This is a genomic window from Roseovarius sp. B08 (assembly GCF_051417955.1).
GTDB lineage: Bacteria > Pseudomonadota > Alphaproteobacteria > Rhodobacterales > Rhodobacteraceae > Roseovarius.
In genome coordinates, this window is the sequence record NZ_JBPRLW010000001.1 from 1406917 (window position 1) to 1433371 (window position 26455).

Consider the following 26455-nt stretch of genomic DNA (forward strand, 5'->3'; position numbering starts at 1 on the left):
ACTTAAACGACAAGGGGCAAGTCCCATGGGCGAGCAGTCGAGGATCCTGGCGGTCCTGGGCCCGACGAATACCGGGAAAACCCATTTCGCGATCGAGCGGATGCTGGGGTATCGCACGGGGGTGATCGGCCTGCCGCTGCGCCTGCTGGCGCGGGAGGTCTATGACAAGATCGTCGCTGTGCGCGGTCCTTCGGTCGTGGCACTGGTTACCGGCGAGGAGCGGATCGTGCCGCCGCGGACGCAATACTGGGTCTGCACGGTCGAGGCGATGCCCGAGGGGATGGGCGCGGATTTCGTCGCGGTGGACGAAATCCAGCTATGTGCCGATCCTGAGCGGGGGCATGTGTTCACCGACCGTCTTTTGCGGATGCGGGGGCAGAAAGAGACGCAGTTTCTGGGCGCGCACACCATGCGCGGGGCGATTGCGGCGTTGGTGCCGGGGGTGGAATTCGTCGGGCGCGAGCGGATGAGCCAGCTGACCTACACAGGTTCGAAAAAGATAAGCAAGATGCCTGCACGCTCCGCCATCGTGGGGTTTTCGGTTGAGAATGTATATGCCTTTGCCGAGCTGCTGCGCCGCCAGAAGGGCGGTGCGGCGGTCGTGATGGGGGCCTTGAGCCCCCGGACGCGCAACGCGCAGGTGGATCTTTACCAGAATGGCGACGTGGATTACCTGGTGGCCACCGACGCCATCGGGATGGGGCTGAACCTGGACATCAACCACGTCGCGTTCTCGTCCCTGACGAAGTTTGACGGGCGGCGGATGCGCAACCTTGCCCCCAATGAACTGGGCCAGATCGCCGGGCGCGCGGGGCGGGGCATGACCAGCGGCACCTTCGGGGTGACGGGTGAGGCGCCGGAGCTGCCAGAAGATATGGCGCAGGCGATCATGGATCATCGCTTTACCCCCATTCGCAAGCTGGAATGGCGCAACGCGGCGCTGCAGTTCGGGACGGTCGACGCGCTGATCGCGTCGCTGGAACAGAAGCCCGAGGATGACTGGCTGGCCCGGGCGCGGGAGGCGGATGACCTTGTGGTGCTGCGCACGCTGGCCGGGGATGCCGAAATTGCAGCGCGCGCCAGCGACGGCGCGTCGGTGCGCCTGTTGTGGGATGTGTGCCGGGTTCCGGACTTCCGCGGGATCAGCCACGCGGAACATGCGGGCCTGCTTGAGCGTATATTCAGTGACCTGCACGAACATGGCCGTGTCAGCGAGGACTGGCTGGCCGGGCACGTGGCGCGGATCGACCGGACGGACGGGGATATCGACACGCTCTCCAAACGCTTGGCGTATATCCGCACATGGACCTATGTTGCCCAGCGAAAGGGCTGGGTCGGGGACGAAAACCATTGGCGCGAAACCACCCGCGCTGTAGAAGACCGCCTGTCGGACGCGTTGCATGACGCGCTGACGCAAAGATTTGTGGACCGGCGCACCAGCGTGCTGATGCGCCGGCTCAAGCAGAAGGACGCCATCGTGGCCAAAGTGAATGACAAGGGTGAAGTGACCGTCGAGGGCGAATTCGTCGGACGGTTGGAAGGGTTCCGGTTCCGTCAGGACAAGACGGCCGGCGGACAGGAGGCCAAGGCGGTGGCGCAGGCGAGCCTGCAGGCGCTGGCGCCGCATTTCCATCTGCGGGCGGACAAGTTCTACAATGCGCCCGACACCGAGATCGACTTTACCGAGCAGGGCGGCCTGATGTGGGGCGAAAGTGCCGTCGGCAAACTGGTGGCGGGGGCGGATCCGCTGAAACCGCAGGTCGAGGCCTTTGTCGACGAGACCGCCGGGCCCGAAGTGATGCAGAAGGTGCAGCGCCGCTTGCAGCATTTCATCGACCGCAAGGTGGCGACGCTGTTCGAGCCGCTTCTGAACATCCAGCGAGACGAGGCGTTGAGCGGGCTTGCGCGTGGGTTCGGTTTCCAGCTGGTCGAGAATTTCGGGATCATTCCGCGTGGCGAAGTCGCCGATGAGGTCAAGGCGCTGGACCAGGACGCGCGCGGGCAGTTGCGCAAGCATGGCGTCCGCTTTGGCCAGTTCACGGTTTTCATGCCGCTGTTGCTGAAACCCGCGCCGACACGCCTGCGTCTGGTGCTGTGGTCGTTGAAAATGGGTTTGGAAGAGTTCCCCGAGGCGCCGCCGCCTGGGCTGGTAACGGTGCCGTCGGGCTCGGCTGCGCCGCGAGGATATCATTCCATGTCGGGCTATCGGGCCGCGGGCGAGCGGGCGATCCGGATCGACATGCTTGAGCGGCTGGCGGATATGCTGCGCTCAGAGGACAGCCGCGGCGGTTTTGAGGCCAATGCCGACATGCTGTCGATCACCGGCATGACGCTGGAGCAGTTTGCCGACCTGATGCAGGGCCTGGGCTATAATGCCGAACAGGGCGAGCGCGAGAAGGTCAAGCCGGTGGATGCCGCGCTGGAGGACGCTCCGGAGCCGTCCGAGGCCGGAGCGGTGCCAGAGGAAACGACCGCCGAAGACGCGGTGGAGCAAATTGTCGAGGACGGGCTGGCGCCGGTGACCGAAGTGCCACCGGAAGATCCGGAGGTCGAGCCGGATATTCCCGAGATGTCGGAAACCGAGGTGCCGCTGGGCGAGGTGCCCGACGCCGCCAAGGACGAGATCGAGATGGAGGTTTACTACACCTTCACCTGGGCCGGGCGCGCGGCGAAGACCCGCGGCGAGGGCCGTGGCAAACCGCAGGGCGGCAAGCCGAGACCCAAGGGCGGCAAGCCGAAAGGCAAGGGCAAGCCGCGCCGCGAGGAGGGCGCCAAGAGCTTTTCTTCCCGTCCCGAGAAGAAGGACCGGATCGATCCCGACAACCCGTTCGCGGCAGCCCTGATGGGGCTGAAGGACAAGTCGTGAGATGAGCGAGCCGGGCCAGCCGAAGATCCGGCTGGACAAGTGGCTGTGGCATGCGCGGTTCTTCAAGACCCGCAGCCTTGCCACGAAGCTGGTGACGGGTGGGCATGTGCGGGTCAATTCGCAACGCGTCTCGAAAGCGTCGTCCCCGGTGGGGCCTGGCGATGTGCTGACCTTTCCCAAGGAGCGCGATATCCGTGTGATCCGCATCGTCGCCATCGGCGAGCGGCGTGGCCCGGCGCCGGAGGCGCAGGGGCTTTACGACGATCTGGACCCGCCGAAGCCGCGCGACCACGTGGCCGAGCCGTCAAACCCGCGATACGAGGGGAAGGGGCGTCCGACGAAGAAGGATCGCCGCAAGATGGACCAGGAAACGCGATAGGAAGGCGCGAAGGGACGTCTGGCGCTTGAATGATCCGCCGGACTGGATTACGTCAGCCCGAAGAGATCAGGACCGGGGCGTGAGATGACCTATATCGTCAATGACAATTGCATCGCGTGCAAATACACCGACTGCGTGGAGGTGTGCCCCGTGGATTGTTTCTACGAGGGGGAGAACATGCTGGTGATCCACCCCGACGAGTGCATCGACTGTGGCGTTTGCGAGCCCGAATGCCCCGCCGACGCGATCCGCCCGGATACCGAGCCGGACATGGAGAAATGGGTGGAGTTCAACCGCAAGTATTCGGAGATGTGGCCGGTGATCGTGACCAAGAAAGACCCGCTGCCCGAGGCGGACGAGCGCGACGGCGAGGATGGAAAGCTGGAGAAATACTTTTCCGAGGCGGCAGGCGAAGGCGGCTGAGGCGACCTCTGCGGGCGAGAGCCGATTCGTTTGATCAAACGATTGACGCTTCGTCAATCGCGGTAACTTCGCCGCATAACGACTTGGTGGCGAAGGTATAATCCGGCTGGCGCTTCGAGCCCGCTTCCCGTGGCGCCTTTTTTGTGATACACTCCCGTTACAAATGTAGACACCGCCCATATATTATCCATCTGCCCGCGCTGACGCATGGGAGGTGGATTTCTTGTGCTTGACGCCAGACCCTGATGGCCCGCCGCCCGGGAGATGCTCCGCCAAGTTTGAACTGGGAAGCTTGTGAGGAAAACCTGAATGAGCAAATCGAAGAAGTCCGAGTTTCGCCCTGACGATTACGTTGTGTACCCCGCGCACGGCGTTGGCCAGATCATGTCGATCGAGAAGCAGGATATCGCCGGGATTGAACTGGAACTGTTCGTGATCTCCTTTGAGAAGGACAAGATGACGTTGCGGGTTCCGACCCATAAGGCGACCGAGATCGGCATGCGCAGCCTGTCGAGCCCGGACGTGGTGTCGAAGGCGATGACCACGCTTAAAGGCAAGGCCAAGGTGAAGCGCGCCATGTGGTCGCGCCGGGCCCAGGAATATGAACAGAAGATCAATTCGGGCGATCTGATCGCGATTGCGGAAGTGGTGCGCGACCTGCACCGCACCGACGACCAGCGCGAGCAGAGCTATTCCGAGCGTCAGCTGTACGAGGCGGCGCTGGAGCGTCTGACCCGTGAAGTGGCCGCCGTGAGCGGCGGCGACGAGGTTCAGGCCGCGAAGGAAGTCGACGAGGTGCTGGTGTCGCGCGCGGCGTGACCCATCCGAAGATTTGAAGGGAAGGGCCGTGCCGGTGGGTGCGGCCTTTTGCTTTTGTGCGCTTGCCGGGATATCCGGGATGAGGCTGGCCGGCGCGCCGCGCGAGAGGTGGGCTCACGCCTCCCTGCGGTCGTCCGAGATGTCCTCGGCGGCCTTTTCTTCCAGTTGCGACAGCAGCATGGTCTGCAGTTCCGCCTCCAGCTCCTTGGCGCGCTTGATATAGGCGCCGTTCTGGATGGTGGGAATGTTGGGGTCCCACAGCGCCGCCAGGTCGCGCACGGAGTCGCGGTCGTGGTGGTAGAAGGTTTTCTGCAGTTCCGCCGCCTCGAACTCGGTCAGTCCCATGTTTTCCAGCACATAGCGCCCGGCGCGCAGGGAACTGTCGAAAACTTCCCGCACGATGTCGTCTGCGCCGGCCTTGTAGAGTCGGAAGACATGGGTGCGGTCGCGAGCGCGGGCGACGATGTGCAGATCGGGCCGTTCCCGCCGGGCGAAGGCCACGAGGCGCGTGGTGGCGTCGGGGTCGTCGAGAGCGGCCACCAGTACCTTGGCCTGATTGAGGCCCGCGGCATGCAGCAGATCGGGCCGGCCGGGATCGCCCAGAAAGCCCTTGATGCCGAAGCGGCGCATCCGCTGGATCGCGGCAAGGTCGTGGTCCAGCACGACGGTCTCGAACCCCGAGGAGCGGACCATGCGGTTGACCACCTGCCCGAAGCGTCCGATGCCGGCGATGATGACCGGCCCCTTGGCGTCGATCTCGTCGGGTTCCTGCGCGTCGGAGGGGTCGGTCATACGGGTCGACAGGTAGTCATAGAGGATGAACAGGAGCGGCGTGATCAGCATTGAGATGGCGATGACGAGCAACAGCGTCTCGCGCAGTTCCACGGGGATGACGTTGTTCTGACCCGAGAAGTTGATCAGCACGAATCCGAATTCGCCCGCCTGCGCCAGACCCAGCGTGAAGAGCCAGAGATTGCGGCCCTTGAGCCCGAAGATGCGGCCCAGCCCGTAGAGGATGCCGCCCTTGATCAGGATGATGGCAAAGGCCAGCCCCATGATCGTGAAAAACGAGGCGAAGAGGATCGAGAAGTTGATGCCTGCGCCCACGGTGATGAAGAAAAGGCCCAGCAGGAGGCCCTTGAAGGGTTCGATATCGCTTTCCAGCTCGTGCCGGAACTCGGACGAGGCGAGGACCACACCGGCGAGGAAGGCGCCGAGGGCGGGCGAGAGGCCGACGAGGTTCATCACGAAGGCGATGCCCACCACGATCAGGAGCGCCAGCGCGGTGTACATCTCGCGCAGGCGGGCGTGGTGGATGAAACGGAAAACGGGGCGCGTGGCATAGACGCCGAAAACGATGATGCCGGCCACGGCCCCCAGCGTCAGGAGCGTGACGCCCCAGGCGGGAAGGCTGTCGATCATGGACTGGGCCACCTGCACGGGGGCACCGCCATGGTCGCCCTCGGCGAGGTGGCCTTCGTCGGCCAGCCGTTGAAGGGTTTCGCCCAGGATCATGTCAGGTGTCTTGGGCAGGGCCAGGAGCGGCAGGAAGGCCAGCATCGGAATGACGGCGATATCCTGCGTCAGCAGCACGGAAAAGGTCGAGCGCCCGCCGCCGGTTTGCATCAGGCCCTTTTCCGACAGGGTTTGCAGGACGATGGCGGTCGACGAGAGCGCGAAGACCATGCCGATGGCCAGCGCCACGGACCATGCGACCCCGAGCGCCATGCAGCCTGCCATGACCGCGGCGGTGGTCAGGGTGATCTGCAACCCGCCCAGGCCGATGAGCTTGTGCCGCATGTCCCAGAGTGCCTTGGGTTCAAGCTCCAGCCCGATGATGAAGAGCATCATGACCACACCGAATTCGGCGAAATGCTGCAATTCCTCGGCATCGTGGCCGCCCAGCAGGCCGGGGATGTGGCCGATGGCGATTCCGGCCGCGAGATAGCCCAGCACAGAGCCGAGCCCCAGCCGTGCCGCCAGCGGCACCGCGATCACTGCGGCCGCCAGGAAAACGGTGGCCTGAAAGAAAAATCCTTCCATCGGGGTCCCTTGCGGAAATTCGGACAGGCGTGGGCGTCGCCACGTGAGGGAGTATGCGGCGGGGTGGACGCGTGTGCAAACGACTTGGTGCCGCATTGCGCGCGTGGTGCTTCATTTTTTTGGGGTGCGCGCCTCTTTACGGCTGTGGAAGCCTCCGGCAGAGATTTACTCTGCCGAAAGAAGGGCGCAAGAGCGGTCTTTGGGCGACAGGTGCGGTGGCGGCGGCGGTCAGCCGCGCGGCATGGTGAGGGTTACCGAGCGGCCCGATTTCACGTAGCGCAGCTCGCTGGTGCCTATGGCGGCGACGCGCCCACCATCCAGCCGGTCGCCGACCTTGACCTTCTTGTAGCTGCCGTTGGCGAGGCGCACGAGGGCGCGGCGGTTGGAGTTGCTGCCGTAGACGCCGATCAGGTTGACCTGGCGCATGCGGAGGGCATTCTTTTCCGTCGCCGCCCGGGCGACGGTCGTGGGCGTCGGGCCGCTGGGCGCGATGCGCTGGTTGCGGGGCACGGCGACAGCAGCGGTGCGAGCTTCCTGCTGTTCGGCAAGGCGCTGGCTGCGTTGAACGACGCGGCTGAAGTTCCGCGGCCGCGCGTTGGGTTTGACCGAGACCTTGACGGCCTCGGCGGTGGCCCCTGCGAAGGGGTCTGGGGCCGGGACCGCGGCGGCGGCCTGAAGCGCTGCGTCGACCGCCTCGGGGTCGGGCGAGACGTCTTCGGACGTTGCGGCAGCGGTCGCGGTGGAGGCCGCGGCGGCCTGTTCGGCCAGTTCCTGTGCGCTTTGGGGGCGCAGGCGCGGACGTAGGGAGGCAAGCTCGTCGCGGGTGCGGCCGCCCAGGGTTTCACGCTGGTTGGTTTCGGCCAGGTCGCCGGGACGCACTTTGGGGCGCAGCGCGGCCATGCGCTCGGCGGCAGCGATTCGGGCGGCGGCGTCGGTCGGATCCTCGCCTGGCTGGGCCAGGCTTTCCGCCGGGCGCTCGGGGGGGACCAGTGCGGGCTGGCCGGCGTAGACCAGTACGCCATCCGGGCTCAGCGCGCCTTCGGGGGTCGGCTGCACGAGGCCGCGCGTATCCATGGTGAACATGGTATCGGCGGCGGCCGGATCGGCCGGGGTATCGGGGCGTGTGTCGCCGCGCAGGGTTTCGGGGGCGGGCAACGCGACGGCGTCCTGTTCGACCACCTTTGGATCGATCGAGGTGAGGTAGAAATCGTCCAGCGTCTGCGTGCCGGGATCGGTGGGCGCGTCGGGGGCGCGTTGCCAGATGCCTGTGACGGCATAGCGGGTGCGAGCCTGCTGATCGGTCAGCTCGGCCGCGTTCGGTTCCGGCTGTGGGTCGGCACCAGGCGTCTCGGTGCCGTCGGAGGTGACGCCGGGCAGGGCGGCGAGAACCGTTTCGCCCTCCTCGCCGAGGTCAGCCTCGGGCGTGTCGACGGTGTCGTCGGGCGGGATTTCGGCCTCGGGCGTTGCGGCGATCTGTTCCTGGGGATCGGGGTCGCCGCGCAGGACGCGGGAGATGCCGTCTTCGAGAAAGATTGAGGCCCAGGCGGCCACGCCGACGAGGAAAATCAGCAGCACGGCTGTCAGTATCAGCCCCAGAAAGCGCGGCTTGCCCCCGACCGAGGCGTGCTTGCGCGCACCGAAGACGGTCATGCGCTGGCGCTCCTGCTCGCGCTGCGCCTCGGGGGAGAGAGGCGTGCGGCGGCGCGCGTGTCGTGATGTTTGCCGGGCTTGCCCGATTGGCGGCGGGATATGAACGACATGGCGCCGGAGGGCGCGGTCGACAGACTTTTCGCAACGGCGGGTGCTGCGAGGGGCGCGTTGGGGGTGTCCTCGGGAAGTTCGGAAGGCGCCGGATCGGTGCTGTCGGCCATGAAGGCGGGCGGCGGCGGAATATCGCCACCGTCGTCATCGACGTCACCGTCCGAGCGCGCCAAAACCCCGTCATCGGCGGAACGGTCCGGGTCCGGTGGAGTGAGGCGACCTTCTTCGGAGGGGCGCAGCGTGGCGCCGATCCGTGCGGCGGCGTCGGCGGGCAGCGCGTCTTGTGGCGTGCCGGTTACCTTGGCGATGGCGTTAGGGACGGGCGGCGCGGCTGTCAGCGTCGGTTCGGTGCGCGGCGTTTCGCGCGCCGGTGCCTCGGCGGCCGGCGTGGCGCTGTCGCGGGTCGCGCCGGTCAGGCGGCGTGGGACGGTCGGCAACGTGTCTCGCTGCGCGCGGATCGAGGTGAAGGCGACTGGAGCGGCGGGCGTTCCGGCGGCGGCACCGGTGTCGTCCTCCTTCGCGTCCGGGAGGGAGGCGGGGCCTGTCTCAACAGGAACGTCCTCAGCCTGCGCGGTCTTGGCCGCGGGGCCGGGCGTGGGGTTGGGCGGAATGTCCGGGTCCGGCGTTGGCGTAGGCTCGGGCGGGATGTCGGGCTGTGGCGTCGGGGGCACCTCCGGCACAGGCTCGGTGTCGGGCTGAATCTCGGGCTCGATCTCGGGGTCCGGCGCGGGGGGCGTGTCGGGTGTGGGCGGGACCTCTGGGTCGGGCTGTGGCGGAAGGTCGGGTTCCGGCGCGGGCGGCACTTCGGGCTGCGGGCCGGGAGGGAGGTCCGGGTCGGGCGTGTGTGGCACTTCGGGATCGACGGTGTCGGGCGCGCCCTCGAGGGCGGCTTCGGGCGCGGCGCTTTCAGCGGCGGAGGCCGCAGCGGGCGTCGCGTGCAACGGGGCTGTGCCGATGACCCGGATGGCGGCGGTGTCACGGTCGATGCGCCCGCCTTCGGGCAAAAGGGATGCGGCGCCTTTGGTTTCGCCGAACCAGGGTTCGCCGACGAAATCGCGACCGCCGGGGGCGGCGACGAAACACAGTGGATTGAAGCCATGTTCGGCGGCAAAGGCCTCGGCCTCGGACAGGGTTTCGCGGGCCACCGCGGCGACATGCACCTGGCCGGCGGAAATCGACCAGTCATAGGCGAGGTCGTCGACCGGGTATGGCGTCGCGCCGTTGAGGGCGCGGTGCACGGCCGAGGCGATCTCGTCCGCTTCGAGGCCCTCGGAATCGAACTGGAGAAAGCGGATCTGGTCGTTGGGAATGACCAGCTTGGACCGGATCGGGTTGCTGTCGAGCTGTTCCGCCCGGTGGCGCAGGTCGGCCAGGGCGCCGGGCAGGTCGCTATTGTCGAGACTTACCTCGCCCACCATGTGCCAGCCGGGGAAGGCACGATGCAGAAGGCTGATGCCTTCGAAGGACAGGGTCAGGGCAAAATTCGGTTTCATTCACAACGCTCTGGCACCATGGACACGGCAGGGGCGAACCCCTGTCGCGCATGGATTCTACAGCAGCTTACCGCCGAGGGAAAGGCATACCCCGTTCACGATCCGCGCGATCGGCGGAGACCCCCGGTGGTCAGGCGCCGGCCTTGGCCAGGGCCTGTTCCAGATCGGCGATGATGTCGTCGGCATCCTCGCAGCCGATGGAAATGCGCACCACGTTGGGCGCGGCTCCGGCGGCGGTCTGCTGTTCCGGTGTCAGCTGGCGGTGGGTGGTGGAGGCCGAGTGGATGATGAGCGACCGCGTGTCGCCGAGGTTGGCGACGTGGCTGAAGAGTTCGAGACTGTCCACCAGCTTGACGCAGCCCTCGTAGCCCGACTTGAGCGCGACGGTGAAAAGCCCGCCCGCGCCCTTGGGGCAAACCGTCTTGACGCGCTTGTGGTAGGGCGAGGACTTGAGCCCGGCATAGGTGACCGCCTCGACCGCGTCGTGCTTTTCCAGCCAGGCGGCGACGGTCTCGGCGTTCTCGACATGTTTCTGCATCCGCAGCGACAGCGTTTCGATCCCCATCAGGGTGTAATGCGCGGCTTGTGGATTGAGCGTCATGCCAAGGTCGCGCAGGCCGATGGCGATGCCGTGGAAGGTGAAGGCCAGCGGGCCGAAGGTCTCGTGGAACTTCAGGCCGTGATAGGCGGGTTCGGGTTCCGAGAGGGACGGGAACTTGTCGGAGGCGGACCAGTCGAAGGTGCCCGAATCCACCACGACGCCGCCGGTGACGGTGCCGTTGCCGGTGAGGAACTTGGTCATGGAATGCACGACGAGCGTGGCGCCGTGTTCGATGGGACGGCAGAGGTAGGGCGTGGCCGAGGTGTTGTCGACGATGAGCGGCAGGCCGGCGGCATCGGCGACATCGGCCACGGCGCGCAGGTCGGCGATGTGGCCGCCCGGGTTGGCGATGGATTCGCAGAACACCGCGCGGGTGTCATCGTCGATGGCGGACTTGATGGCGTCCATGTCGTCGATGTCGACGAACTTGGCCGACCAGCCGAAGCGTTTGATGGTCTGGCTGAACTGGGTGATCGAACCGCCGTAGAGACGGGTGGACACCACGACGTTCTTGCCCGGGCCCATCAGCGGGAACAGCGCCATGATCTGGGCGGCGTGGCCCGACGAGCAGCAGACGGCGCCGGCGCCGCCTTCGAGCGTGGCGACGCGTTCCTGAAGCACCGCGACGGTGGGGTTGGTGAGGCGGGAATAGATGTAGCCCACTTCCTGGAGGTTGAAGAGGGCCGCGGCGTGCTCGGCGTCGCGGAACACATAGGCCGTGGACTGGTAGATCGGCGTCTGGCGCGCGCCCGTGGCCGGATCGGGCCGGGCGCCGGCGTGGATTTGCAGCGTGTCGAAGCCGAACTGGTGAATGCGGTCGTCGTCGGACATGGAAAGCCTCCCTTATGGCGTTTGTCTTTTGGGTAAGCGATGGCGGGACGCAGGACAAGCGTATTGACGAGGTCTGCTGAGACTGGCGCAGAGATATGGGGCTACTTCTTCGGGGTACGCCCATAGCGGCCCCGGAGCGCGGGAGCGGTTCCGGTGAAGAGGTAGAACGCGCTTTCCACGACCCGGCGTAACAGGGAACGCTGGCGGGGCGGTGGCAGCTCGTCATCGGGGGCGCTCTCGAAGTCCGAGGGGGAAAGCACCTCGACGGAGGACGCTTCCAGCGCGTCGAGAAAGGCCGCGGCCTCGGCTGCGCGGGCGGTCTCGACCATGATAGGCACGCCGCCCAGGGCAACCGAGAGGTATTGCGCGTTCGAGAGCGTGTGAAAGCCGGGAACGAAAACGCGGAAGCCCGCGCCTTCGAGGGCGGCGACGGCCAGCATCGCGTCGGACGGGCCGAAGACCTGCGCGATGCGGGTCAGGCCGGGCACATGGGCGAGCGCCATCAGCGCATCCAGAAGCCGTTGCGGCGGATGGTGTTGCGGATCGCCTGTTCCTTGCGCGGCATGTCCCCGCGGTCAAAGAGGTCGCGCACCTTGTGGCCGCGGCCGTGGTAGATCATGAACTTCATGGCGTCGTAGTTCTTGAGGAGCTTCTTGACCGAATTGGGCGCGCTGATCTCTTCCAGCAGGGCGACGACATCATCGTTTTCCCGGGCATAGAGCAGCGGCAGCAGGCGGTAATGGCACGACACCTCGCCGTCGAGCAAACCTTCGGGCAGCGTGTCGCGACCGCCGCCAAGGGAATGAATGACGAGCGGCAGCGCGACCTGATCAAGCCAGGGATCGAGCGACTGGCAGACCAGTTCGGGGGGCGGATCGTCGCGGATCGCCAACGCGTAGTCGAGGAAGCGCTGGCCGAAGACATGCGGGCATTTGTAGAAGAAGTAGCCGGCATTGAAGTAAAGGTAGCGGCGCCAGTATTCATCCGGTTGGGACGTGTCCAGCGAGGATTCGAAATCAAGCCCGAACTTGTCGTAAAGCGATTTCCAGGTCTGCGTGTAGCCCGGCCCGTAAAGCTGGATCTCTGGCCAGGTGCCTTCGCGACGGAGCGAGGCGGTGGGACGGTCGAAATCGAACGGCACGCGGGTGAGGTCGCCCGTGATCAGGGTATCGGTGTCGAAGGACACGAACGGCTCGCCCCTGGGCAGGGCGGTCAGACATTCGATCTTGTTGCCGTAGGGATAGGCCTGACCGAAGTGCCGGGACTCGAACGGCACGATCTCGGCACCGTAGCTTTCCAGCAAGGCGCGGATGTCACCGCGCATGGTTGGGTCGTTCTTCCACAGCGGGCCGGGCTGCGGCTCTGCCACGAAAAGGCGGCCTTTGAAGTCGGGACTGCGAGCGCGCAGGGAGGCGGCGAACAGCACCGCCTCGAACTGAAGCCGGCCGGCCTGGCCGACCACCACGATATTGAACGCTTGGTCTTTTGACTTTTTCCCGGCCATACTCGGGTCACGCCTGCCTGAACTGCCCTTTCGGCGCAGTATAGGCGGTGCGGCGCGGTTGCGCGAGAGGCAGTTGCGCAGATTTTTGAAAGGAAAGGTATTTTCGGATGATCGACTGGTTTTTGATCGGGCTTGTCGTGGCGCTGGGCGGCGGCGCGGAGGACACAAGCCGCGATGGCGCGGCACGGGCGGGAGCGGGCGGGGCCCAAGCGCTCGCCGGGTTCGAAGCCGAGGACCAGACGCCCACAGGCAAGTTCACCACCGCCGCCGAAATCAAGCCAATTATCGAGGCCACGCGCGGCAACTGGGTGGCGGTGCGCGAATACGATGGCCAGGACCTTCTGTACCTGACCCATTTGCTGAGCTGGCGCTGCGGGATGCACCAGGTTCGGGTCGGCGTGAATGGCGGGGCGATGGAAGTCTGGCAGATGCCGCCGTGTCAGACGGACACTGCTGCCCCCAACGCATTCCCCGACGACGCGGTGATCTACAAGAGCTTCGGGCCGGGCGAGATCGAGAGCATCGCGGTGGAGATTCTGTATGACGACCTGGCCACGGCGGAGGGGACTTTTGGACGGACGGAAGTTTTGATCCCCTGAGCATGCACGTCTTTCTTGCCCCGCGTCCAAGGTTTTGCGAAAACCTTGGGGGAGCGGGGCGCCTTCAAATCCGCGGCGGCGCGCCTATATTGATGTTAAGGTTATTAACTTTGCCTGAAAGGGATCAGTGATGGCGAATTTGGATGCGCAGGTGCGCGAAAGTCAGGAACAGGTCGCGTCGGCGCAGGCGAAGATCGCCGAGCTGACCAGCAAGATCGAAAGCGCGCGGTCCAAGATCAAGGGCGGCGAGGATGCCAGCCTCGATATCGAGAACGCGACGCTGGACGAGGTCCATGCCCATACCGAGACGATGAACGCAAACATCGCCGAGCTGATCATGGGACTGGACGACGTGACGGCCGGGTTTTCCAGGGATTTCGACGAGATGCGGACCAAGACGGGCTGGGAAAGCTTCGTCGGCATCTTCAACCGTCACAAGGCCGACAGCATGCGGCAGGAGCGGATCCGCACCGCCAGCATCGACGACAAGTTGCAGGACCTGATTTCCAAGTCCGACATCATCGTGCAACTGCTGGAAGGCCAGTTGCGCACGCTGGAAGAGCACAAGGTGAAGGTGGAGACGAACCTGACCGAAACGCTGGATGAGCGAGAGGCGACGGTGGGCGAGCTGGAGACGCTGCGCGCGGATATCCAGGGGATGGACCCCAAGATCATCGAGTTGGAGAACAAGATCGCCAACGAGACCGACGCGGCGTCGCGCACCAAGCTGGAAAGCGAACTGGCCGAGATGAACGCCAGGTATAACGAGATGGTGCAGCAGGAGCAGGTGAAGCTGGCGAAAAGCCAGACGCTGGAGCGGTATATCGAGAAGGGCAAGACCTGGGTCGACAGCCTTCAGAACCAGGCGGCGACGCAGATGGTGCTGATCAACAAGTTGCAGACCGACACCAAGCAGCGCGTGGTGCTGTATGACGCGCTGACCAAGTCGTTGAAGACCGCACAGCAGCAGGACGTGGCACACCGGATCAACGAGATCGGGGTCAAGACCGACCAGGAGGCGCAGAGCGCCATGGCCGGGATCGGCGCGGCCACCAACCAGAAGATGGCCGACATGCTGGAAGCGCACGAGGATCACATGGTCTTTGCCCGCGAGGTGCTGGAGGCCAAGGCCAAGGCCGACGAGCGGTTCGCGCGGCGGTTTTCCAAGATCATCGAGAAGCATGACGCCAACGCGTATGGCGGCTAGGGCATGGGGCTGGGAACGCTTGCCATCGTTCTGTCCGTCGTCTGCCTCGTGGTATCGTTCGTGTTTACCGTGCCGGCCTGGGTGAACCTTGTCGGTGTGGGCTTCGGCGTTGCGGGCTTGATCGTGATCAGCAGGGGGCGCAAGGGCGGCGGAGGTTCTTGAGCGAAGCATTGCAGGGAAAAAGATGAAATATTCCAGCACGCGCAACCTGGCCCTGATTGTCCTGTTCGGTTTGTTGCTCGCAAAGCGAGTCGTCATCGAGGCATGGGGGCGCGACGTCTACCATGAGGGTTTCTTGCTACTATCGACCGTCGCTCTGGCGCTTGTGCTGACAGACGGTATTGTAAGTGTTTGGGGTGATTTGAAAAAGTCGAAGCATGACGGATAGTATCCCCCAGCAATCGGACCGTGCCGCGCTGACCGACCTTTTCGCGTCGCGCCGGTACTTCGCCAAGTTCGAGCGGATCACGGCGCATCTGGGTCGCGTGGCCGCCGTGATGCAGGCAGAAGGCGCCCTGAGCACGCAGGAGGTCGAGGTTCTGACGACCTATGTTCAGGGCATCGCCTATACCTTCAAGGCGCTGAGCATGAAGTACCTGCTGGTGGGGCGCGATACCGGGCAGTTCTTTGGCTCGCTGGCGATGGACATTGAGGAAAGCGGCTTTCCGATGTTTTCGGAACTGATGGTGATGGCAAATGACGCGGCGCAGGCGCGGCGGCATTTGGAAGGCATGCCGGATACCGAAACGCTGAAGCGCGAGATGGTCGAGCAGATCATTTCCGAGAGGACGATCCCGACGCGGCTGCAATTCGCGCTGTCGCAGCGGCTTTACTACGAGGAAATGACGAAGGGTCATCTGTTCTGGGCCCAGAACGATCCGCAGATCCAATGGGTAAGCGGGCTGGACGAGCGGCGGCGTTACCTGTTGCACTGGGCGGTCTATGACAGCCAGGTGAACCTGCCGACGATCTACCTGATGGAGCTCGAGGATACGGGCCGCGCGCCCCTGGGCAAGGACGAGCGGCGCTGGCCCGAGGTGCAGGCGCACCTGATGGCGCAATCCCTGGGCGGGCTGAAGCTGCTGACCATCGCCAAGGGGTTCGACGAAAGCTTTGACGACCTGCATCCCAAGCGGATGCGGCGGTTTCACGTGGGGCCGATGTACAGCCATGCCTTTACCCGGCAGTCGGGGCCGATGCGGGACGTTCTGGCCGAAGCGGGATCGCCTGTGGGTCAGGACTGGGCGCTCGCGTGGACCGATGAGGTGCTTGAAAGCGAGCGCGTGATCGAGGAGCGGTCGGGATGGTTCGGAACGGTGGAGCGCGAGGTCTTCGCGCTGGACCCGTTTTCCGGGCAGGGGGCCGAGACCGGGGCCACGCGGATGGACCGGAGCATCATCCTGCCCGAGCGGCCGTATCAGGTGCTGGCCGAAAAGGCGCCGCCGGGGTTTTCGTCGGTCACCAAGTACGTGGTCAGCCCGGGGGGGCGGGTGCTGAGATATTGAACGCGAGGTGGGGTGAAACCCCACCCTACGCCAGATTGTAGGGTGGGTTTCAAACCCACCATCGGGGAGAAGATTAATGAGCCTGACGGCAGACACGATGGAATTGCGCGAAGAGGATATCGCCACGCATTACGCGGCGGCGGCGACAATGCTGGCGGGGTTCGATCACACCCCCCGGATTGCGAAAACGGCAGATGCGCCGCAGGAAGAGAAGTCAGCCGGACTGGGCACGCGGCGGCGGTTCCGCACGACGACGCCGGGGCTGGTGACACGCTCGACCGCGCGGCCCGAGGGCGTGCATCTGGTGGAGCGGATCGAGGCCGCCGATGGCGACGACCCGCTGGTGAGCCCGATGCAGGCGACGGTATTGCACGGCTTGAGGCGGGCGATTGCCATCGCACTTGCCGTGGGCGAGCAGTTTTCCGACGCCACGGGGCTGGCCGATTTGCGGCGGGCGAACCTGGCCGGGTCGCTGGGCGCGGACCGCAAGACCGAGTTCACCGAACTTCTGGGCGCAGAGGCATTGGCGGTGGGGCATGTCTTTGCCAACGCGACGGCCTTCCTGCTTGCGCCGCATGGCTCGGAGGTGAGCGTCGAGGTGGGCGAGGTGGAGGAGGTTCTGACCGACAATTCGCAGTTGGCCCTGCACGGTGCGTTGTGGGAGCTGGACCAGGATATCGCGGCCCATGCGGGCGACGATGCGCGGCTGGTGGCGACGGTCAGCGCCTTTGCAGAGCAGTTGATGGAGAAGATCGCGCTGCGCGCCCAGAATGCCGGGCGGCTGAGCGCATTCACCGGCGCAAGCTGGCGGGTGGAGGCGGATGATTTCACCATTCGCGGTTTTGACGCGGCATCGAAGGGCAAATCCTCGACCCTGACCATGACCTTCAAGCAGCCGCATGAGGTGGTGGGCAACCATATCGCCAAGTATCAGGCGCTGAAGCTGTCGAAGATTCTGATGGCCTATGATTTCGAGCGAAAGCTGAACCCCTTTGCCGAGCTGGGCGGGTTCATCTTCACCTTCATGGGCGACGGCAAGCCGGGGACGGGCAAGACGACGCTGATCCAGATGATGGCGGGGCTGATAAAGGGCTATTGCGACAACGTGGGATATCCGTTTCGGTATCAGAACCTGAGCACCGAGAGCATCGACAGCTATCAGGGCAAGTCGGCGCAGAATGCCAAGGCGTTCATCAACACCGTGATCGATCCGGGCGTGATCGGGTTCGGCACGATCGACGATATCGACCAACTGGCGGGCAAGCGGGGCGACCGGCAATCGAGCGCGGGACAGCTGGAGATCACCGCCGTGCTGATGGAGAGCTTTGCCGGGGCCAATACGGTGGTGCGGGGGAACTGCACCTTCGGCATGTTCTCGAACTATCCCGAGAATGTGGACGACGCGCTGCGCCAGCGGGCGGGCGCGCGGTTCCTGGTGGACGGACCGCAGACTCGGGAGGATTACATCGACATCCTCTACCTGCTGATGGGCAAGAACCACGACATCCCGCTGGGCCAGCACGAGGTCTATGCCGCGCAGGAGATCAAGAAGGCCGTGGCGGCCTCGTTCGAAAGTCACGCCAGGCCCCACGAGGAGGGCCTGATCCGGGTCTATGAGCGAGTGGAGAAGGATATCGGCAAGCTGGACACGATTGCCAAGCTGGGGACCTACCTGAAAGGTATCCAAGAGGCGGACGAGCGGTTTACGGGCCGTGCGATCAAGAACATCACCGATGCGGTGAAAGTGCGGGCAATGGATTTCGAATTGCCGGACGAGTGGATGGAGAAGCCCGACCTGTTCCTGTTCAAGTCCTATGAGGAAAAGAAGGGGATGATCGAGGAGTTGCGCCAGCCGATCACGGTGGAGATGGTTGTTCAGGAGATCAACCGATACGCGGACAGCGAATTCCGCTATGCCGACAAGTCCGACGAGGTGGCGATCGAGAACATGGTGCGCGATTTCGGTCGGACGGAGGAAGCCAAGCGGCGGTATCTGGCGGCGAAGGAGGGCAGTGCGTGACATCACGCACTCTAGGAAATGAACGACACGAGCGTGACATTGGTGAATACGGGGCTGCCGCTGCTGATCATCGGCGGGCTGGCGGCGCTGTTGCCGTGGGTGCTGACGCCACGTGGGACGCGGTCGCACCTGCGGGTGCTGATGTCGGTGCTGCTGTCGATCCTTCTGCTTTTGGTTGCGAGCGCGGGTGTGTTCGCGCTCTTCGACAAGCGCAGCCTGTTGGGTGGGCAGACCCTTGCCGGGCAGGGGATCATCGCCTGGATGTACTTGCGCAGTTCGTTGGGGGCGGCGGCGGTGTGGGGGCCGGTGCTGGCCTTCGTCTGGCTGGGGCTGGCGCAGCGGGTGGAGCGGTTGAAGGGCGAGGATATGGCGAGGAGGGAGGCGTGATGGGCGTGGAGGCGATCATTGCGAGCGCCCGTCCCGGGCTTGACCCTGGACCTCGGTGCCGGAAAGAAGAGGCCCCGGATCGGGTCCGGGGCGGGGTCGCCCTTCAGGCAGGTGGGGGATGGTGGGTTGGAAACCCACCCTACGGAGGTGGTGCATGGAGCGTCTGATCAGATCCGGCCTGATGTTTGGCAACCTGGTGCATGTGGCGAGCCCGGCGCTGGTGGAGCGGTATAATCGGGCGCTGAGGCACCTGACGGGCAAGACCACGACACTGACGGATTTCTACGTCGATATCTCGGGTTATAGCCCAGAAGTGGGGCATGAGCTGGGGGATGATCTTTACCTCAACCATGCGGGGGTGAACCGGCAGTTCATCCTGCTGACCACGGACCAGAAGCGCGCACCGCTCTTGAATGCACAGTTCTCGACCTCGCGCGGCATCCTGAAACAGTTCATCGAGGAGAACGAGCCGGCGCTTTTCGCACTGACGGCGCGGGATGCGGTGGCGGGCGAGTTGGTGAATTCGGTCTATGACATGTCGAGCCCGGAGCGGCTGTTCGATATCCGGCGGATCAGGATCGAGGCGGACACCACCAATGGCGCGCTGCGGCAGGCCGAAAAGCTCGACGAGAGGGTCGAGCGGTTCATGTCGGAGGAGGATGCGTGGTTCGACGACGTGCTGATCGCCGAGATGATCGATCTGGCGGGGCAGACGGGCGACGTGCTGCGCAACCCCATCGACCTGAAGGAAATGAGTTTCGAGCAGCGCAATTACTGGACCAGTCATTTTGGCGGGGTGTACCTGTTTCAGGACCTTGAGCTACCCGGCGTGATCTGTGTGCAGGACAAGACGCCGTTCGAGGGCGGGCGGATTGGGTACGTCTTCGACCTGGGCGAGCGCAACCGGATCGCCAGTTTTCTTGACCTGAATGGGCTGGTGGAGCCGATCGTCAAGGCGCGCGGCATCGACGCGGCGGCGATCCTGCGGCAGAAGATGGATTTCGTGCTGGTCGATGCGCTGGCCGGGGAAGGCGTGGAATTCGCCGGTCGCAGCCGGGCCGAGATGCGCCGGCTGGCGCGGCGGCATTCTGACCTTCTGCCCGAGGAGTTTCACACGCTGAATGCCCTGTTGAACTGGGCCGAGAATGGCGGGCCGTGGCCGGTCATCACCTCGGACAACCCGGCCTATTTCTACACGCTGCGGGCGGCGGCGCACAAGGACGCGGAGCTGGTGAACATGCTGCTGGCGGAACTGGCGCCCAAGGATGTGCGGCAGCTGTTCATCTGCCACAAGAGCCTGTTCTACCGCCGTTACGAGACCTGGGCGGATACTAAACGCGCCTATGTCGTCGATGTCCTGCTGAACGAATACCAGGTGGACAAGCTGGGCACGCGGGCGGCACTCTTCGGGCACGAGGCGCCGATGGAAGAGCCCGCGCCGCCGAAACCGCCAGAGCCGGCGGCGGATCTCGATGCGGTGGTGGCGCGAGTCGGCCCGTGGGGGCCGGTGGTGCGGCGGTCGGGTGGCAAGAAGGGAAGGGGATAGCACATGGCGGCATTGGGACGGCTTCTGATCATCGGGTTCATCGTCTGTACGATCCTTTACGTGGTGCTGTCGCTCTATTCGCGCAGCGTGCGGAAAGCCAAGCTGCGCGAATGGTGGGAAGAGGAGGGCCGGCCCGGCGACCGTGACGCCTATATCGAGAAGGGGTTGGAAGAGTATGATGGCTCGCTGAGGCGCAAGCTGATCCTTGGTGTCTACGTCGTGCCGTTCAGCATCGTGGCCGCGATCATCTATTTCACGAACTTTCACTGAGGGGGCGGGCGATGGTGTATCTCAAATGGCTTTTCTGGGCGGTGTTCTGGGTGCTGGTGGCGGCGTTCTTTCATTATACGTTGCCGCAGACAGATATCGTGCGGGTCACCGACACCTATGAAAAGCGGATCGATTTCGGCGAGAACAGCCTGTTCTGGGCCAGCCCCGACGCCGGCAACGACGCCACGGCGATCAACCGCGATGTGTTCTTCATCCAGACGGTGCGGGCGGATGGCAGCACCATGGTCTATCGCAACGAGGACACGAGCTGGGGCTGGCCGCCCTATTTCAAGTTCGACACGTCGAACCTGCAGGCCGAGGCGGCGGACCTGAAATCGACCTCGGAGGCGCCGCGCTGGGCGGCGCTGAAGCATTACGGGTGGCGCAACGAGTTCCTGTCGATTTTTCCCAACGGGGTGAGCATCTGGCCGGTGGCGGGGCCGGATGTGGGCAAGCCCTTACCGTGGCTGAATATCCTGATCCTGGCGGCGTTCGGGTTGTTGGCCTTTGGCGTCTGGCGGCTGTGGCGAAGGTTCCGGGCGCGGCGGATCGACCCGATGTGGGACGGGGTCGAGGCGCGGTTCGACGCGGCGGGCAATGCCATCGAGGACAGACGCGGACGGGTCCGGCGTTGGCTGGATACCTGGCGGCCCAAGGACAAGCGCCGGGGCTGAGACCCGGAGATTGCGGCCTCAGGCGACTTGGGTGCGGCTTGCGTCAGAGGCGCGGCCCTCGTCGGTGACGCGCATCGAGTCGGTAACCCATGCCGGCAGCACCAGCGGCGCAAGCGGGTTTGGCGCACCGCGCAGCACCTTCTCGCGCAGCGAGGCGACCATGTCGGCGCGTCTCGACTGGGTGCCCGACATGATGTGCAACAGCGCCTCGACCTGCATCGCGTCAAGTTGCGGTCGCGGCGGCGTGGGGCACAGGGCGAAGGGCGCGGGATCGAGGCCGATGTCGCGCAGAAAGCTGCGCAGGTAAGTTTCGGGCCCGAGCTTGATCCGCTCGAACTGGCGCGACTTGACCTGCAGGTCGGGGTGCAGAGCGGCAAGCTCCTGTTCCAGGGCGTGAAAATTGATCGAATTGAAGTTCACGCTGCGGCAGAACTGCTCCAGCGTCATGGCGACCTGGTTCTGGCGGATCGCATCGGAATAAAGGCTGAGCAGGTAGCTTTCGGCGTTGCGAGTGTAGAGCAGCAGGCGCGTCTGCTCGAGCGGCAGGCCGGCCTGTGCGTGCTGAAGGTTTGTAGCGGCCTGCGGGTAGAAGCCGGGATGCGGCTGGTTCCAGAGCAGGCTGCGGGTCATCGAGGGACCGAGCCGGTGCTCGTCCGAGATGAGAACCGTCTGCGCCCCGGCCTGCGCCGCGGCGTCGGTGATGGCGGCGTTTATCTCCGCGAAATTGCCGATGGCGTGCGGTGTCGAGCCAGGCTTGTGCCTGCGGCGGATCATGCGGATTTGGCGCTGCACCAGCTTGGGAATTTCGGCGTTCACGTAAAAGACGCCCTGTGCGCGCAACTGGTCGAGATTGGATGAAAGGTTTTGCTGCAACAGCAGGGACGCCGTCCTGTGGACGCCCAGATGGATTACGTATTTCATGGACCTGCCCGGTGCCTGTTTTTTTAATTTTATGGCGAGAGTGTAGCGCATGAAGCGGAATCGCGCAATATTTTGCGGATATGCTCCTGGCCGCACCATGCTGCGAACAGTTGGACATGAGGCGGCGCGATGCGCGGAGTGGATTATCCTGCGAATAATTTGCCGCGCCGCATAGGTGAGGGGCTGCGTTTCTGCCGGCTGGATCCTGGTGGGAAAGTGGTGGGCGACCTAGGAATCGAACCTAGCGTGCGTCTCCGCGAGGGAGTTACAGTCCCCTGCCACACCTTGCGGCCTGTCGCCCACTGAGGCGGGTGTTTAGAAGCGGGCCGTTGCCCCGTCAACCGGAAAATCACTTGCGATTGCGCAGGTCAGGGGCCATTGTCCGCCGCCTGTGAAGGAGGCCCCCGGATGGCAACGAAGAAACCCAAGTGGGTCGTGGAAAAGGAACAGGCGAAAAAGGCGTCGGCGGCGGAAACCGTGTGGCTGTTCGGGCTGCATGCAGTTCGCGACGCATTGGAAAACCCCGCCGCGAGAAACTGCGGCTGGTGGTGACGAAGAACGCCGCCGACAAGCTGGCCGATGCCATCGGGGCCTCTGGCCTGGAGCCCGAGTTGGCCGATCCGCGCAAGTTCAGCGCGCCGCTGGACCCGCAATCGGTGCATCAGGGTGCGGCGCTGGAAGTGAAGCCGCTGGACTGGGGCGCGCTGGAGGAGGTTTGTCTTGGCGACGGGGTGCGACCGCCGCGGGTAATGATGCTGGACCGGGTGACGGACCCGCATAACGTGGGCGCGATCCTGCGCTCGGCCGAGGTTTTCGGCGCCTCGGCGGTCGTTGCGCCGCGGCACCATTCGGCACCCGAGACCGGGGCGCTGGCCAAGACCGCGAGCGGCGCGCTGGAACGCCAGCCCTATTTGCGGGTGCGCAACCTTGCCGATGCAATAAGCGTGTTGCAAGGCATGGGATACCTCGTGCTGGGGCTTGACGGTGCGGCGGATGAGACCGTGGAAGAGGCGCTGAACGGGATGCAGGACCGCCCCGTCGCGCTGGTGCTGGGGGCCGAAGGACCGGGGCTACGCCAGAAAACGCGCGAGACCTGCGACAAATTGGTGCGGATCGCCTACGCGGGGGCGTTCGGATCGCTCAACGTCTCAAATGCGGCGGCAGTGGCCCTATATGCATCCAGAGGATAACCGACAGATATAACCGACGGGGGCGGAATGGGCCGGAAGATCGCGACATGCTGTTACTGCGGAACGCGGGCTGTGCTGGTGCTGGACGAAGGCCGGCATGAACTGACCTGCGGGGCCTGCGGTGCGCCGCTGCACGACATGAAGATGATGCCGGTGTCGCGCGACGATGCCGACGAGCGCAAGGGCCAGCGGCGCGGAGTGCACCCCGGCAAGAAAGAGGACAGACGGCGGCAGGGGCGCCCCGTGGCGCCTCGGCCGGAATGGCATGGCGGCCCAGGGCCGGACCGCCCCAAGCGGCGCTCGAAGCGCAAGCGCAAACCGATCCTTGGCCGGGTTCTGGACGAGGTCTGGGACGTGCTGGAAGATATCATCGACTGAGAACGGCGGATTTTTACCGAACATTCACACCTAGGTTACCAGCTCTTTATATCCGAGGATCAGTACCTATCTGAAAGCTTGGAAGCGCCGAACTGGAACTGCGGTGCTTCCCTTCACTGTCCCTCGTTCCGCGACTGGCGCCCGGGTTTTCCCGGGCGCTTTTTCTTCCGGCGCGCCGGTCTAGAGTGAGGCAATGAACGAATATTACAAAGATTCCGACCTGCGGGACATCCTGAAGCGGACCAAGCGGATCGCCGTAGTGGGCGTATCCATGAACGAGGTGCGCCCGAGTTTCTATGTCGCGCGGTACCTGAAGCTGAAAGGGTTCGAGGTGGTGCCAGTGAATCCCGTCCATGCGGGCAAGACGGCGTTCGGGGCGACCGTTCTGGGGTCGCTGGCGGAGATCGAGGGGGATGTGGACATGGTGGACATCTTTCGCCGGTCCGAGCATGTGCCGCCGATCGTGGACGAGGCGCTGGAGCGGTTTCCCGACCTAAAGACGATCTGGATGCAGATTGGCGTACGACACGAAGAGGCCGCGGAAAAGGCGCGGGCGCGCGGTGTGGACGTGGTGATGAACCGCTGTCCCAAGATTGAGTACCAGCGCCTGTTCGGCGAGCTGCGCATGGGCGGGTTCAATACCGGCGTGATCTCGTCGAAGCTGTGAGCGCCGGGGCTACCCCGGCCCGTCAGCGCGCGACCACGTCGGCCGCGACGCGCATTTCGCGCAAGGGGCGGACACGGCGGATGGCTTCTTCGTAGGTCGGATGCGCCTTGTAGGCGGCAAGGTCCGCCTCGGTCTCGAACTCGACATACACCACGAAATCGACCTCGGTCCCGGTCAGGGTGTCGGTATGCAGGTTCTCTCCGACCTCGAAATGGGTGGAGTGGGGGATGGTTCCGAGCGTTTCGAGACCGGCGCGGATCTCTGGCAGATGCTTGGGATCGCGGGCCGTGAAAAAGACGATGTGGCGTATCATTCGGAACGGGAAGCCTTTTCTGCAAGACCGGAGCGCGACTGGCGCGCGGCGAGTTCGGCCATGACATCGGCGACGGACACGCCGCGGCTGTGCAGCATGACGACAAGGTGAAAGATCACATCTGCGGCCTCTGAGGTGAGCCCTTGCGGATCGCCCTTGACGGCCTCGATCAATGCCTCGATGGCCTCTTCGCCGAACTTCTCGGCCACCTTCTCGGGGCCCTTGGACAAGAGCTTGGCGGTCCAGCTGTCCTCGGGCGAGGCGCTGGCGCGGGCGGCGACGATCTGTTCCAGTTCTTCGAGGGTCATGCGCCGATCCTCATGGGAATGCCGGCCGCGCCCATGTGGGCCTTGGCCTCGGCAATGGTGTGATCGCCGAAGTGAAAGATGGAGGCGGCCAGTACGGCGGAGGCACCGCCCTCGGTCACGCCTTCGACAAGGTGATCGAGCGTGCCGACGCCGCCCGACGCGATAACGGGGATCGAGACCGCGTCCGCGATGGCGCGGGTGAGGGGCAGGTTGAAGCCCGAGCGGGTGCCGTCGCGGTCCATCGAGGTCAGCAGGATTTCCCCGGCGCCCTTGTCCTCGACCAGCTTGGCAAACTCGACGGCGTCGATGCCGGTGGGCTTGCGGCCGCCATGGGTGAAGATTTCCCACTTGCCGGGGCTGACCGTCTTGGCGTCGATGGCCACGACGATGCACTGGCTGCCGAACTGGTCGGCGGCAAGGCGTACCACGTCGGGGTCGGCGACGGCGGCGGAATTGAACGAGACCTTGTCGGCCCCTGCCAGCAGCAGCGCGCGCACATCCGCCACGGTGCGGACGCCGCCACCCACGGTAAGTGGGATGTAGCACTGCTCGGCGGTTCGGGTGACCACGTCGAGCATCACGCCGCGATTTTCGTGGGTGGCGTGGATGTCGAGAAAACACAGCTCGTCGGCACCGGCGGCGTCATAGGCGCGGGCGGCATCCACAGGATCGCCCGCGTCGCGCAGGTTGACGAAGTTCACGCCCTTGACCACGCGGCCATCGGCCACGTCGAGGCAGGGAATGATGCGGATCTTGAGCATGGGCCATCCTTTCGCGCCTGCCTTCTAGCGTGGGCGGCGGGCGGTGCCAATGGGGCTTGGAACGCGCGCACGGTCTGGCGGTGATTTTTGAACGCTTCCGGGGGGATGGGCGACGGACAGGTGTCGGCGCGGTTCTGCGCCTCAATCCAATCCTTCCGAAAGGACCAAGCCATGATGTCTTTCAAATCCACCCTTGCCGTGCTGTCGCTGGCCATGACAGCCGCCGTCGCCGCGCCGGCCGCGCCGGCAAAGGCCGAGACCATTACCTGCCCGCACAGCCAGATCCGGCGCGAAGTGACCACGGCCTTGCCCGGGGGCTGGTGGAACACGCCGATCGTCAACTCGCTGACCGAGGCGCGCGTCGCCAATATCGGCGGGCGTGCCGCGTTGCAGTGCATCTATGGCCCGGCAGGATCGGTCCAGCGTTATGCGCCGGACGGCGCGACCTGCCGGGTGAGCGGGCGGCAATTCGAGTGCACCAGTGGCTCGGCCTCGGGCGCGGGGGCGCGGACCTTTTCGACCGGGCCGCTGGATATTCCGCAGACCTGGACCGCGGACCTTGACCGGGGGGCGGTGGGCCGCGGCAGTGGCGTGGACATCTGGTTCCAGGCCGAGACGGCAGAGCTGCTGTACCTGGCGCCGCGCAACGGCGCGAAGCTGGGCGTGGGGGACCGGCGCAACCGGGGTTTCGATGGCTGCCGGGGTGCGCGGTTCAGCGCGAACCGGGTGTCGTTGCGGGATATTCCGGTGGGGTCCTACATCTGCGCCAAGACCAATGAAGGACGGATCAGCCAGTTTCGCGTGAACGCGGTGTCGGGCGGATCGCCCAAGACGCTGAAGCTGGGCTACACGACCTGGCGGTAAGTCTGCCTGTCCGAGAGAGCCTGCACCCGGCGGTTTGCCGGGTGCTTGCGTGCGTGAACGTGGGCTTCCGGCAGGATCGGGCCCATCACGCGAATGTCTGTTCCCACGCGACGCGGTCGGCTTAC

General features: G+C 64.9%; 27 protein-coding genes, 1 tRNA gene and 1 pseudogene. 18 read left to right on the top strand and 11 right to left on the bottom strand.

The features are described 5' to 3' along the window. Positions 1–25 precede the first annotated feature (25 nt). From ACSQ76_RS07105 to ACSQ76_RS07120, 4 genes are all read left to right on the top strand, one after another. Complete coding sequence (locus ACSQ76_RS07105; protein WP_437156009.1) at positions 26–2866, top strand: helicase-related protein; 2841 nt, start codon at positions 26–28, stop codon at positions 2864–2866. 1 nt (position 2867) lies between these two features. Beyond that, positions 2868–3245 (top strand): RNA-binding S4 domain-containing protein, encoded by a 378-nt coding sequence (locus ACSQ76_RS07110; RefSeq protein ID WP_437156010.1) that lies wholly within the window; start codon positions 2868–2870, stop codon positions 3243–3245. Between the two features lie 84 nt (positions 3246–3329). Beyond that, positions 3330–3668, top strand: coding sequence for a ferredoxin FdxA (fdxA, locus tag ACSQ76_RS07115; protein WP_306130690.1), 339 nt, complete (start codon positions 3330–3332; stop codon positions 3666–3668). Between the two features lie 309 nt (positions 3669–3977). Next, a complete protein-coding gene (locus tag ACSQ76_RS07120; protein WP_057792822.1) occupies positions 3978–4487 on the top strand; it encodes a CarD family transcriptional regulator in 510 nt (169 codons plus the stop codon). Between the two features lie 114 nt (positions 4488–4601). Here the strand turns inward: ACSQ76_RS07120 and ACSQ76_RS07125 are convergent, their stop codons facing one another. The 6 genes from ACSQ76_RS07125 to ACSQ76_RS07150 all read right to left on the bottom strand — a co-directional run bounded on the left by ACSQ76_RS07125 (position 4602) and on the right by ACSQ76_RS07150 (position 12720). Then, on the bottom strand, positions 4602–6530 hold the full coding sequence (locus tag ACSQ76_RS07125) for a cation:proton antiporter domain-containing protein (protein WP_437156011.1): 1929 nt from the start codon (positions 6528–6530) through the stop codon (positions 4602–4604). Between the two features lie 228 nt (positions 6531–6758). Further along, a complete protein-coding gene (locus ACSQ76_RS07130; RefSeq protein WP_437156012.1) occupies positions 6759–8180 on the bottom strand; it encodes a hypothetical protein in 1422 nt (473 codons plus the stop codon). Then, positions 8177–9784: a hypothetical protein gene (locus ACSQ76_RS07135; protein WP_437156013.1), complete on the bottom strand. Its 1608-nt coding sequence runs from the start codon at positions 9782–9784 to the stop codon at positions 8177–8179. The genes ACSQ76_RS07130 and ACSQ76_RS07135 overlap by 4 nt, the downstream gene beginning before the upstream one ends. Positions 9785–9914: 130 nt before the next feature. Beyond that, positions 9915–11216, bottom strand: coding sequence for an O-acetylhomoserine aminocarboxypropyltransferase/cysteine synthase family protein (locus tag ACSQ76_RS07140; RefSeq protein ID WP_222449596.1), 1302 nt, complete (start codon positions 11214–11216; stop codon positions 9915–9917). 101 nt (positions 11217–11317) lie between these two features. Further along, positions 11318–11719, bottom strand: coding sequence for a hypothetical protein (locus ACSQ76_RS07145; protein ID WP_437156014.1), 402 nt, complete (start codon positions 11717–11719; stop codon positions 11318–11320). After that, the gene (locus ACSQ76_RS07150; protein ID WP_437156015.1) at positions 11719–12720 is read right to left on the bottom strand and encodes a hypothetical protein; all 1002 of its coding nucleotides are present in this window, start codon (positions 12718–12720) and stop codon (positions 11719–11721) included. Before ACSQ76_RS07150 ends, ACSQ76_RS07145 begins: the two co-directional genes overlap by 1 nt. A gap of 107 nt (positions 12721–12827) precedes the next feature. Between ACSQ76_RS07150 and ACSQ76_RS07155 the strand changes: the two genes are divergently transcribed. The 10 genes from ACSQ76_RS07155 (at position 12828) to ACSQ76_RS07200 (ending at position 20928) form a co-directional block, all read left to right on the top strand. Beyond that, positions 12828–13319 (top strand): hypothetical protein, encoded by a 492-nt coding sequence (locus tag ACSQ76_RS07155; RefSeq protein ID WP_437156016.1) that lies wholly within the window; start codon positions 12828–12830, stop codon positions 13317–13319. A gap of 130 nt (positions 13320–13449) precedes the next feature. Next, complete coding sequence (locus tag ACSQ76_RS07160; protein ID WP_437156017.1) at positions 13450–14526, top strand: hypothetical protein; 1077 nt, start codon at positions 13450–13452, stop codon at positions 14524–14526. 3 nt (positions 14527–14529) lie between these two features. After that, on the top strand, positions 14530–14688 hold the full coding sequence (locus tag ACSQ76_RS07165; RefSeq protein WP_437156018.1) for a hypothetical protein: 159 nt from the start codon (positions 14530–14532) through the stop codon (positions 14686–14688). 22 nt (positions 14689–14710) lie between these two features. Continuing rightward, positions 14711–14914: a hypothetical protein gene (locus ACSQ76_RS07170; protein WP_437156019.1), complete on the top strand. Its 204-nt coding sequence runs from the start codon at positions 14711–14713 to the stop codon at positions 14912–14914. Further along, complete coding sequence (locus ACSQ76_RS07175; RefSeq protein WP_437156020.1) at positions 14904–16031, top strand: hypothetical protein; 1128 nt, start codon at positions 14904–14906, stop codon at positions 16029–16031. The genes ACSQ76_RS07170 and ACSQ76_RS07175 overlap by 11 nt, the downstream gene beginning before the upstream one ends. A gap of 76 nt (positions 16032–16107) precedes the next feature. Then, entirely contained in the window at positions 16108–18051 is a 1944-nt protein-coding gene (locus ACSQ76_RS07180; protein ID WP_437156021.1) for an ATP-binding protein, read from the top strand. Positions 18052–18069: 18 nt separating this feature from the next. Next, positions 18070–18438, top strand: coding sequence for a hypothetical protein (locus ACSQ76_RS07185; protein WP_437156022.1), 369 nt, complete (start codon positions 18070–18072; stop codon positions 18436–18438). A 154-nt stretch (positions 18439–18592) separates the two neighbouring features. Further along, positions 18593–19984 carry a DUF6638 family protein gene (locus tag ACSQ76_RS07190; RefSeq protein WP_437156023.1) on the top strand — a complete coding sequence of 464 codons (1392 nt, stop codon included), beginning with the start codon at positions 18593–18595 and terminating at the stop codon, positions 19982–19984. 3 nt (positions 19985–19987) lie between these two features. Then, the gene (locus tag ACSQ76_RS07195) at positions 19988–20254 is read left to right on the top strand and encodes a hypothetical protein (protein ID WP_437156024.1); all 267 of its coding nucleotides are present in this window, start codon (positions 19988–19990) and stop codon (positions 20252–20254) included. 11 nt (positions 20255–20265) lie between these two features. Beyond that, the gene (locus tag ACSQ76_RS07200) at positions 20266–20928 is read left to right on the top strand and encodes a DUF1523 family protein (protein WP_437156025.1); all 663 of its coding nucleotides are present in this window, start codon (positions 20266–20268) and stop codon (positions 20926–20928) included. Positions 20929–20946: 18 nt separating this feature from the next. Here ACSQ76_RS07200 and ACSQ76_RS07205 read toward each other — a convergent pair whose 3' ends face one another. Together ACSQ76_RS07205 and ACSQ76_RS07210 are read right to left on the bottom strand one after the other, a co-directional pair. After that, positions 20947–21849, bottom strand: coding sequence for a hypothetical protein (locus ACSQ76_RS07205; protein ID WP_437156026.1), 903 nt, complete (start codon positions 21847–21849; stop codon positions 20947–20949). 217 nt (positions 21850–22066) lie between these two features. After that, a tRNA-Tyr gene (locus ACSQ76_RS07210) sits at positions 22067–22150 on the bottom strand. 107 nt (positions 22151–22257) lie between these two features. Between ACSQ76_RS07210 and rlmB the strand changes: the two are divergent. The 3 genes and pseudogenes from rlmB to ACSQ76_RS07225 all read left to right on the top strand — a co-directional run bounded on the left by rlmB (position 22258) and on the right by ACSQ76_RS07225 (position 24084). Then, positions 22258–23039 (top strand): annotated as a pseudogene (gene rlmB / locus ACSQ76_RS07215) (23S rRNA (guanosine(2251)-2'-O)-methyltransferase RlmB). A gap of 27 nt (positions 23040–23066) precedes the next feature. Then, positions 23067–23417 (top strand): hypothetical protein, encoded by a 351-nt coding sequence (locus tag ACSQ76_RS07220; protein WP_306129190.1) that lies wholly within the window; start codon positions 23067–23069, stop codon positions 23415–23417. Positions 23418–23610: 193 nt separating this feature from the next. After that, positions 23611–24084 (top strand): CoA-binding protein, encoded by a 474-nt coding sequence (locus ACSQ76_RS07225; RefSeq protein ID WP_437156027.1) that lies wholly within the window; start codon positions 23611–23613, stop codon positions 24082–24084. A 22-nt stretch (positions 24085–24106) separates the two neighbouring features. On the opposite strand, the gene ACSQ76_RS07230 is transcribed toward ACSQ76_RS07225, so the two are convergent. Genes ACSQ76_RS07230 through hisF form a run of 3 tightly spaced genes read right to left on the bottom strand, consistent with a single transcriptional unit; the run spans position 24107 to position 25466 of the window. Then, positions 24107–24397 (bottom strand): Dabb family protein, encoded by a 291-nt coding sequence (locus ACSQ76_RS07230; RefSeq protein ID WP_437156028.1) that lies wholly within the window; start codon positions 24395–24397, stop codon positions 24107–24109. After that, on the bottom strand, positions 24394–24705 hold the full coding sequence (locus ACSQ76_RS07235; RefSeq protein WP_437156029.1) for a phosphoribosyl-ATP diphosphatase: 312 nt from the start codon (positions 24703–24705) through the stop codon (positions 24394–24396). The genes ACSQ76_RS07230 and ACSQ76_RS07235 overlap by 4 nt, the downstream gene beginning before the upstream one ends. Then, on the bottom strand, positions 24702–25466 hold the full coding sequence (gene hisF, locus ACSQ76_RS07240; RefSeq protein WP_437156030.1) for an imidazole glycerol phosphate synthase subunit HisF: 765 nt from the start codon (positions 25464–25466) through the stop codon (positions 24702–24704). Before hisF ends, ACSQ76_RS07235 begins: the two co-directional genes overlap by 4 nt. A 171-nt stretch (positions 25467–25637) precedes the next feature. Between hisF and ACSQ76_RS07245 the strand changes: the two genes are divergently transcribed. After that, positions 25638–26330, top strand: coding sequence for a hypothetical protein (locus tag ACSQ76_RS07245; protein WP_437156031.1), 693 nt, complete (start codon positions 25638–25640; stop codon positions 26328–26330). Positions 26331–26455: the final 125 nt, after the last annotated feature.